This window comes from Klebsiella sp. Ech2A (genome assembly GCF_030078455.1).
Taxonomy (GTDB): domain Bacteria; phylum Pseudomonadota; class Gammaproteobacteria; order Enterobacterales; family Enterobacteriaceae; genus Klebsiella; species Klebsiella terrigena.
Genome location: NZ_JAQGFU010000189.1, coordinates 1 through 8,174 on the forward strand (window position 1 = coordinate 1; position 8,174 = coordinate 8,174).

Consider the following 8,174-nt stretch of genomic DNA (forward strand, 5'->3'; position numbering starts at 1 on the left):
GCAGCCGCCCCGGCCGCTGAGGCGCGACGCCAGGCTGCGGGCCGCCTGCGGCAGGTCGCTCATCGCGGCGAGGCCGAGGGTTTCGACTTCATTGAGCAGCAGCCAGTCGCAATCGGCCAGCCACTGGTTCACCGCTTCGCGCAGCGCCGGGTCCCAGCTCTGCGGCGGCCAGCCGGTATCCACGGCGACCTGGAAGCCGCGCTGGCGCAGCGTCCGCAGCAGCGCGGGGTAGTGCGGCAGCAGGGCGGTACATAAGAATGTCCCGCAGAGCAGGACGATATCGCCGGCCGTTGCCCGTTCCGGAAGCTGGGCGAGAACGTCCTCGGCCGACAGGCGGGTAATATGCCCGTAGTTGCTGAGGAAGGAGCGCTCTTTATCCGGATGGGTAACCGCCACCGTCAGCGAGGTTTCGCAGGCGTACTGCGGCCAGCGCTCGGCGCTGCCGGGAAACTGGGCCGCCAGCCAGGCGGTAAAGGCGTCATCGCCCTGGCAGCCGATGGTGCGATGCGGGATCTGCATGGCGGCCAGCGCCAGGGCGCAGTTGCCCGCCGAGCCGCCGGGGCGCAGGGCGCTGTGCTCCAGCATCACCTCGGTGCCCGGTAGGGGCCACTGTGCGAGGGTGCCCATGATCAAATCAATATTGTAATTGCCCGCGATATAGAGCGCGGGCGCGGTGAGCTTGTGCATAGTTATCCTTTACTTCCACCGTTAGTGAGGCCGCTGACCAGCGTTTTTTGTAACCAGATAGCGATAAACAGAGGCGGGACCGAGGCGAGAATGCCGACGGCGGCCACCAGGCCATCGTCGGTGGCGCGTCCGGCGGTGAATCCGGCGATGGTGACCGGCAGGGTCTGAGCGGCGATATTGCTGGTAAACAGCAGCGAATAGAAAAACTCATCCCACGCCAGCAGCCAGCCAAACAGCGCCGAGGCGCCGAGCATCGGTTTCGCCAGCGGCAGGGTGATGCGCAGCAGCACCTGCCACACCCGCAGCCCGTCGAGGCGCGCGGCCTGCTCAATGTCCTGCGGCAGCGCGTCAAACTGGTTTTTCACCATCCAGGTGAGGAACGGCATAATCAGCGAGCAGTAGACCAGCACCAGCCCGCTGCGGGTATTGAGCAGCCCGAAGTGTTCGAGAATAAAGTACAGCGGCAGGACGAAGGCCACCGGCGGCACCATGTAAATCCCCAGCCCGGCGTACAGCCAGCCGTCGCGGCCAGGATAGCGCGAGAAGCTGAAGGCGGCAGGCACCGCCAGCAGCAGCGAGACCAGCGTCGCCCCGGCGGCGACCAGCAGGCTGTTGCGCAGCGCGGGTAAAAATAGCGCCCCCGGCTCGCCGGGCTGCAGGGAGAGCAGGCGGCCGTAGCGGCTAAAGTCCCACTGCCGCGGCAGCCACTCCAGCGGCACGCGGGTCAGATCGGCGGGAGTGCTGACGCTCATTAAAAATAGCCACAGCATCGGCGCCAGAATCGACAGGGCGACCAGCAGCGCCGCCAGATAGCGCAGCAGAGTGCGGATTTTACGCTTCATATTCGGTGCTCCGACGGCGCTGGCGCAGCAGCATAAACAGATACAGGGCGATCAGCAGGGCGCACATCAGAGTCATCAGAATGGCGTAGGCCGCGCCGCTGCCCGCCCGCAGATAGCTGAAGGACTCCTGATAGACGAAAAAGCTGAGGGTTTTGGTGCTGTCGAGCGGGCCGCCGCGGGTCATCACGTAGATGATATCGAACACCTTGAAGGCGTCGATGGTCCGCAGCACCAGCGCCACGCCCAGCGGGGCGGCGATGGCCGGGAAGGTGATGGCGCGAAAGCGCCGCCAGGATCCGGCCCCGTCGAGGCGCGCCGCCTCGTACAGATCCTCGGGAATGGACTGCAGCGCCGCCAGCACCAGCAGCGTGACCAGCGGATAGTTTTTCCAGATATCCGCCAGCATCACCGCATTCAGCGCCGAGTCCGGCGACCCCAGCCAGCTGCGGTAGCCGTCGATAATCCCCAGCTGGGTCAGCAGCGCGTTAACGCTGCCGTAGTCCGGATTAAAGTTAAGCCGCCACATCATCGCGTTAACGATGGTCGGCAGCGCCCAGGGCAATATCACCAGCACCCGCAGGATATTGCGTCCGACAAAGTGCTGATTGAGCAACAGCGCCACCAGCACGCCGATAACGCCCTCAATGGCGACGGAGACCACGGTAAAGTAGAGCGAACGGGCGAAGGCGGCGCGAAAATCCGGGTCGGTCAGGGCATAGAGATAGTTCTCCAGCCAGACGTAGTTCGTCGCCTCGCCGTTTCCCACCAGCGCGGTATCGGTAAAGCTCAGCCACAGGGTGCGCGCCAGCGGCCAGGCCGTCAGCAGGAACATCGCCACCAGCATGGGTGCCAGCAGCACCCATGCCTGACGACGCTCGCGTTGTTGCAAGCTCAGCATCAAAGCTCCTTAACGCAGGCGGGCCGCGCTTTTATCAACGGTCTGCATGGCGGCTTCCGGGGCTTCTTTACCCTGAAGCACCGCCTGAAGCTGCTGCTGCAGGGTGTTGGAGAGCCGCGAATAGTCGGCGGTTTCCGGACGCGAGAGCATCACGTTCAGCGATTTATCCGCGGCGGCGATCAGGCTCTCCTGGCCCTGGGCGACCGCCGGGTCGTGGTAGGAGGATTTCCACACCGGCAGGCTGAGTTTGGCGTATTTATCCTGCACCGGCTGCGAGGTCAGGTAGTGGATATACTGCCACGCCTGCTCCGGATGCTGGCTGGCTTTGGCAATGCCCAGGCCCATCGAGCCGTTGACGGCGCCGGCTCTATCCGGGGTATCGCCGGGGGCGGGAATAATGCCGACGTCGCCGGCGACTTTACTCTGTTTGGGGTTGTTGGCCATGTTGTACATATAGGTCCAGTTCAGGGCGAACGCCGCGTCGCCGTTGGAGAAGGCTTTACGCACGTCCTCTTCGAGATATTCGCGCGAGGCGGGGTTGGTCAGGCCGTCGTCCAGCGATTGCTTCATCAGGGTGACCGCTTTCAGCGAAGCCGGCGTCGAGAAGTCGAGCTTGCCGTCCTGATAGAACTTGCCGCCGAAGCCGGAGACAAGGGTGGTGTAGTCGCAGACCAGGGCCTCCGCCTGGGACCAGCTCCACACCAGGGGATATTTCACCACGCCTTTATCTTTAAGAATCTTGGCGTCGTCCAGCACCTGCTGCCAGGTGGTCGGCACCTGCTTGATGCCCGCCTTTTCGAGCATGGCTTTGTTGTAGTAGAGATACTTGGTGTCGAGGATCCACGGCATCCCGAGGGTTTTGCCCTTGTAGACCACGGTATTCATTGCGCCAGGGAACACCTTCTCCCGCTCGTCGGCGGGGATCCGCGCCGAGACGTCCTGCAGCAGGTCGAAGCGGCTAAACTCCGCCGGCCAGATGGCATCAAAGAGCACCACGTCATAGCCGTTACCGCCGGCGCCGCGCGCCGCGACGATCTTGTCATGCAGCGCTTCATAGGGGACGAACTCGAGGTTGATCTTAATATCCGGGTTCTGCTTTTCGAAGTCGGCGGTCATCGCACGAATATCGTTTTCGCTGTACGCCGCCTGGGTCATAAACAGGGCGTTGACTTGGGTGGCGGCCGCGGCCGCGCTGCCGCTGATGACGAGCATAGCCAACAGACCGGCCTTCACCCGAAGTGTGCTGTGGTATTTCATGTGGCTCTCCGCTGTACTGAGAAAAAGGGGTTATGATTTATTAAATCAATTTGATTGATTTAATCGGGGCGACAATACAGCCGCAAGGTCATTCGTGGCCCTTGGCATAAGCGTAGCAAAGGCTGTGCCATGCGAAAGTCCGTCCGAGAATGTGATTGCGGGATTTGTGACGAGGGCTAGAATTGCAGCATCGGGCGCCTGGGAAAGACAAGGAAGGGAAAGGATGAAAACATCGGGAACAAACCTTGAGCACGCGCGGGTGCACAACCGGCGGGTGGTGATTGAAGCCGTGCGCCTGCACGGCAAATTAACCCGCGCGGAGCTGGCGCGCTTGACCGCGCTGACCCCGCAAACGGTCTCTAATATTGTCGCCGAGCTGCAGCAGATGGAGATCCTCACCAGCCACGCGCCGCGGCGGGCGGCGGGGCGCGGCCAGCCCGCGGTGCCGGTGAGCCTCAACCCTTCCAGCGCGTGGTCTATCGGCATTCATCTCGATCATCAAACGCTGATCGTGGTGCTGGTCGATCTCACCGGCGAGATCCATTTTCGCCGGCACATTTTGGTGCAAAAGCCCCAGCCTGGTGCCACCTTTGCGCGCATCGGCGAGGTGATACAGGAGCTGCGGACGCTGCCGGGGCTCGACTGGGGCCGGGTGCTGGGGATCGGCGTGGTGATGCCCGGTCCCTTTGGCGTGGAGGGGATCTCCTCCACCGGGCCGACGACCCTTAACGGCTGGGAGGGCGTGGACGTCGAAGGCGAGCTGGCGCGGCTTAGCGGTCTGCCGGTGACCCTCGAAAACGACGCGACGGTGGCGGCCATCGGCGAGCGCTTTCACGGCGTTGCCCGCCACCTGAACTCCTTCGTCTATCTCTATATCGGCACCGGGCTGGGCGCCGGTATTTTTACCGACGGCCATATTTATACCGGGCATGCGCATAACGCCGGGGAGGTCGGGCATATCGTCGTCCAGCCCGGCGGCCGGGCGTGCTACTGCGGCAATCAGGGCTGCCTTGAGCGCTATGTCTCGCTGCAGGCGGCCTATGAATTCTGCGGCCTTGACCCCTATCGGGCGCTGCCGGAAGATCTGCTGGCGGTAGATGAGGCGCTGTTTGACCGCTGGATTGACAGCGCGCTGCCGCCGCTGCGCCAGGCGATCAACCTGCTGGAGTGCGTCTTTGATGCCGAAACGGTGGTGGTGGGCGGGACGATGCCGGCGCCGCTGCTGGAAAAAGTGCTGGCGCGCCTGCCGCCGCTGTATCAGTCGGTGCGCGGGCGCTACCTGACGGGGATGCGGGTGAAAATGGGCATGACCGGCACCGATACCGCCGCGCTCGGCGCCGCCGCGTTGCCTATTTTCGACGAATTTAACCCGCAGTTTCAGGCGCTGATGAAGTAGCCCGGCGGCCGCTAGCGGGGCCGTCGGGACTATGGCTGAGGGGTGAGCAGGGCCTGGGCCGTCAGCTCGTCGGTAATCAGCCAGCTGGCTCAGGGAGCCGTTGCCCTCAAGAAGAGAGGCTAATTTCGTCTTCTCAGGCTTTTGACAGCGGCAGGCGATGGATCTGCAGTACCGCTTTCGCCGCTTCCTGGCCCTTTTTCACGAAGTGCTGACGATAAAAATCGATAAATTCGGCGGCGGGCTGGAAGTTGTGTGGGGTCAGAGAGACCGAGAACATCGGCACTTCCGTTGCCAGCTGCGCCTGCATCAGGCCGCTAACCACCGCCTGGGCTACGAAGTCATGGCGATAGATCCCGCCGTCAACCACCAGCGCGGCGCAGACGATGGCATCATAGCTGCCGCTTTTCGCCAGACGCTGGGCCAGCAGCGGCATTTCAAACGCCCCGGGAACGTCCCAGCTATCAACGGCGTATTCCACCTGCTGACTATCCAGCTCCTGACGGAATCCGCTCTCGGCCTGGCTGACGATATCCGCGTGCCAGTTGGCTTTGATAAAGGCGACTCTTAACGATGGCATGACACACTCCTGTTAAACGGTCGGCATCAGGCGATGCCGACCCAATTATGTAGACCAGCAGGTCCTCGACTCCGCTATCGATACAGGGGACCCAAAAGGCCACGCTTTCAGCGATATTGGCGACAACCTGGCTCGGTCGGTTCGCGTTTTTTTAAAACTGAGCTCAAGGCAGATCTCGTTATCCTCGGCGGCGCCGCGTTTGAACGCGTCGAGCAGCGGTTCGGGTTGGATCCGTCTGTTAACATTATACTGTAATGTAAAGGGTCGATGCCCGCTTTTATCCAACATGCTTTGCATAATGTGGATAATTGACGAGTCGCGGGGAGGTGATGTCGCCGTGGCCAGTATCCGCTATCATCCGCATTGAGCGCGCGCCGCAGGCGCTTCGTTTAACCCACGTTTTTGGCAAAGCTAAGTCATTTAAATACTTTGTTATTTTCCGTGTTATCTCACATCTTCGAAGGATAAAAGATAACGCGGATACGGTATTTGCAGTAATGGCCAAAAAAACGTCTCTCTATTTGCACCCGCAGCAGCGCGACCTGATCCGCCAGCTTTCACGCAGCCGCTTATGGCGCAGCGAACTTCCGACCTGGCTGCTGATTATCACCATCTACGGCGGCTGGTTTGCCACCCTCATATACTGGCAAACGCTGGGGCTGCTGCCGGCAACGCTGCTGCTGATCTGGTTTAGCGCCTGGTATATGTCCCTACAGCATGAGCTGATACACGGCCATCCGACGCGCTGGCCGCGGCTGAATCAGATGCTGGGCATCATGCCGCTGGCGGTGTGGTATCCCTACGGCCTGTACCGGGATTCGCACCTCGCGCACCACGATAATCACCATCTCACGCTGCCGGTCGACGATCCCGAATCCTACTATTTTACCGCCGAGAGCTGGCGGCGCTTCGCGCCCTGGCAGCGGCGGGTGATTCATCTGCGCAACACCTTTATCGGACGGCTGCTGCTGGCGCCGCTGCTGGATATTGGGCAAACGCTCCTCAGCGCGTGGCGCGCCTTTCGCCTGCGTCAGAAGGCGGCGATGGCGATGTGGACTACCCACGGCCTGCTGCTGGCCGGCCTGTTTACGCTGATGGCGCGCGTTGAGTTCTCGCCGCTCTATTTTGTCGCCGTCGTCAGCTATCCGGCGCTGGCGCTCACCAAGGTTCGCTCCTTCTTTGAGCATCGGGCCGCCGACGATCCGCTGGCGCGCTCGGTGATTAATGAAGCGGGGCTGCCGTGGCGGGTGCTTTTTCTTAACCTCAACTATCATTCAGTCCATCACGACCTGCCGGGGGTTCCCTGGTACGGATTGCGTAAACTCTATCTGCTGGAGAAGGAGGGCTACCGCCAGCGCAACCACGGATTCCTGGTGCGCGGCTATGGCGAATGGCTGCGGCGATTTCTGTTTCGTGCGGTAGAGGTCAACGCCCATCCCGGCGTGAAACAGCGGGGCGGCGCGGAGGAGAACCATGAGTAACGTTGTCGATTTTCCCATGTATGCGGTTAATCATGAAGAGACGCGGGCGCTGTGGCTGGCGCTGCGCGAGCTCCTCGCGGCCCGCGGGGTGACGGTGGCCGACCTGCCGACCCGCTGGCCCCGGGATGAGCTGCTGAGCCACTGGCGCGATCCGCAGCTGCTGTTGAGCCAGAGCTGCGGCTATCCGCTGGTCACCCTGCTCCCGGAGGTGCAGATCGTCGGCTGCTTTCACTACGCGGCGGCGGGCTGTGAAGGGGCGAACTACCGCAGCCTGCTGGTGAGCCAGGCGGGGAATCAGCATTTGTCTCTGGCGGATTTTCGCCATCGGCGGGCGGTGTGCAATTCGCCAGATTCGCAGTCCGGCTACAATGCGCTGCTGGAAAGGGTGGCACCGCTGGCCGAGAGCGGCCGCTTTTTTTCCGCCGTGCGCTGGAGCGGCAGCCACCGCCGGTCGCTAATTGAATTACAGCAGGGAACGGCTGATATTGCGGCGATTGACTGCGTCAGCTGGGCGCTGCTGCAGCGCCACGAACCCGCGCTGCTTGCCGGTCTGTGCGTTATCGGACGCAGCCCGCTGGCGCCGGGGCTGCCGCTGATAAGCGGCAAGGATACGCCCCCGGCGACGATGGCGCTCCTGCGCGAGGCTCTGCACCAGCTGGTCAGCGGCGCGCAGTACCGGGATATTTGTCGGGCGCAGCTGATCGACGATTTTAGCGTCGTGACGCGCCGGCCCTATGCGCAGCTGCTGGCGTGGCGCGCCGAGGCGGCGACAAGGGGCGTGACCCAGCTGTAGGCGGGTGAAGGAGGCCGGGCCTCCTTCGGCGTAGGCTAGCGCGGAGCCGGCGCGGTAAAGCGGTTTTCCGCCGCCGGCAGCCCGAGCTTCTCCCGCAGCGTGCCCGGCGGGTAGCTGGTGCGCATCGCGCCGTTTCGCTGCAGGATCGGCACCACCTGGTCGACAAAGCGATCGAAATCCCCCGGCAGCAGCGGGAACATCAGGGTAAATCCGTCCGCCGGCCCGGCGCGCCAGGTGGCGGGT

The 8,174-nt window shown here is 62.7% G+C and carries 8 protein-coding genes and 1 pseudogene; 3 read left to right on the forward strand and 6 right to left on the reverse strand.

Going from position 1 to position 8,174, the window contains the following annotated elements; genetic code table 11:
* The 4 genes from PFH44_RS22415 to PFH44_RS22430 all read right to left on the reverse strand — a co-directional run.
* A partial coding sequence (locus PFH44_RS22415; protein ID WP_283826192.1) for a carbohydrate kinase family protein occupies window positions 1-687 on the reverse strand: 687 nt, incomplete at its 3' end.
* A gap of 2 nt (window positions 688-689) precedes the next feature.
* A complete protein-coding gene (locus PFH44_RS22420) occupies window positions 690-1,529 on the reverse strand; it encodes a carbohydrate ABC transporter permease (protein ID WP_045859079.1) in 840 nt (279 codons plus the stop codon).
* Window positions 1,519-2,427, reverse strand: a complete 909-nt coding sequence (locus tag PFH44_RS22425) for a carbohydrate ABC transporter permease (RefSeq protein WP_283826193.1) — start codon at window positions 2,425-2,427, stop codon at window positions 1,519-1,521. The genes PFH44_RS22420 and PFH44_RS22425 overlap by 11 nt, the downstream gene beginning before the upstream one ends.
* 9 nt (window positions 2,428-2,436) lie before the next feature.
* A complete protein-coding gene (locus PFH44_RS22430; protein ID WP_283826194.1) occupies window positions 2,437-3,684 on the reverse strand; it encodes an extracellular solute-binding protein in 1,248 nt (415 codons plus the stop codon).
* A gap of 223 nt (window positions 3,685-3,907) precedes the next feature.
* Here PFH44_RS22430 and PFH44_RS22435 point away from each other — a divergent pair, with 223 nt between their 5' ends.
* On the forward strand, window positions 3,908-5,080 hold the full coding sequence (locus PFH44_RS22435; protein WP_045859072.1) for an ROK family transcriptional regulator: 1,173 nt from the start codon (window positions 3,908-3,910) through the stop codon (window positions 5,078-5,080).
* Window positions 5,081-5,213: 133 nt separating this feature from the next.
* On the opposite strand, the gene PFH44_RS22440 is transcribed toward PFH44_RS22435, so the two are convergent.
* Entirely contained in the window at window positions 5,214-5,657 is a 444-nt protein-coding gene (locus PFH44_RS22440; protein ID WP_283826195.1) for a 6,7-dimethyl-8-ribityllumazine synthase, read from the reverse strand.
* A gap of 497 nt (window positions 5,658-6,154) precedes the next feature.
* On the opposite strand from PFH44_RS22440, the gene PFH44_RS22445 reads away from it, so the two are divergent.
* Window positions 6,155-7,138, forward strand: coding sequence for a fatty acid desaturase (locus PFH44_RS22445; protein WP_283826197.1), 984 nt, complete (start codon window positions 6,155-6,157; stop codon window positions 7,136-7,138).
* On the forward strand, window positions 7,131-7,931 hold the full coding sequence (locus tag PFH44_RS22450; RefSeq protein WP_283826198.1) for a phosphate/phosphite/phosphonate ABC transporter substrate-binding protein: 801 nt from the start codon (window positions 7,131-7,133) through the stop codon (window positions 7,929-7,931). The genes PFH44_RS22445 and PFH44_RS22450 overlap by 8 nt, the downstream gene beginning before the upstream one ends.
* Before the next feature lie 35 nt (window positions 7,932-7,966).
* Here PFH44_RS22450 and PFH44_RS22455 read toward each other — a convergent pair.
* Window positions 7,967-8,174: pseudogene (locus PFH44_RS22455) on the reverse strand (LLM class flavin-dependent oxidoreductase); the annotation flags it as partial.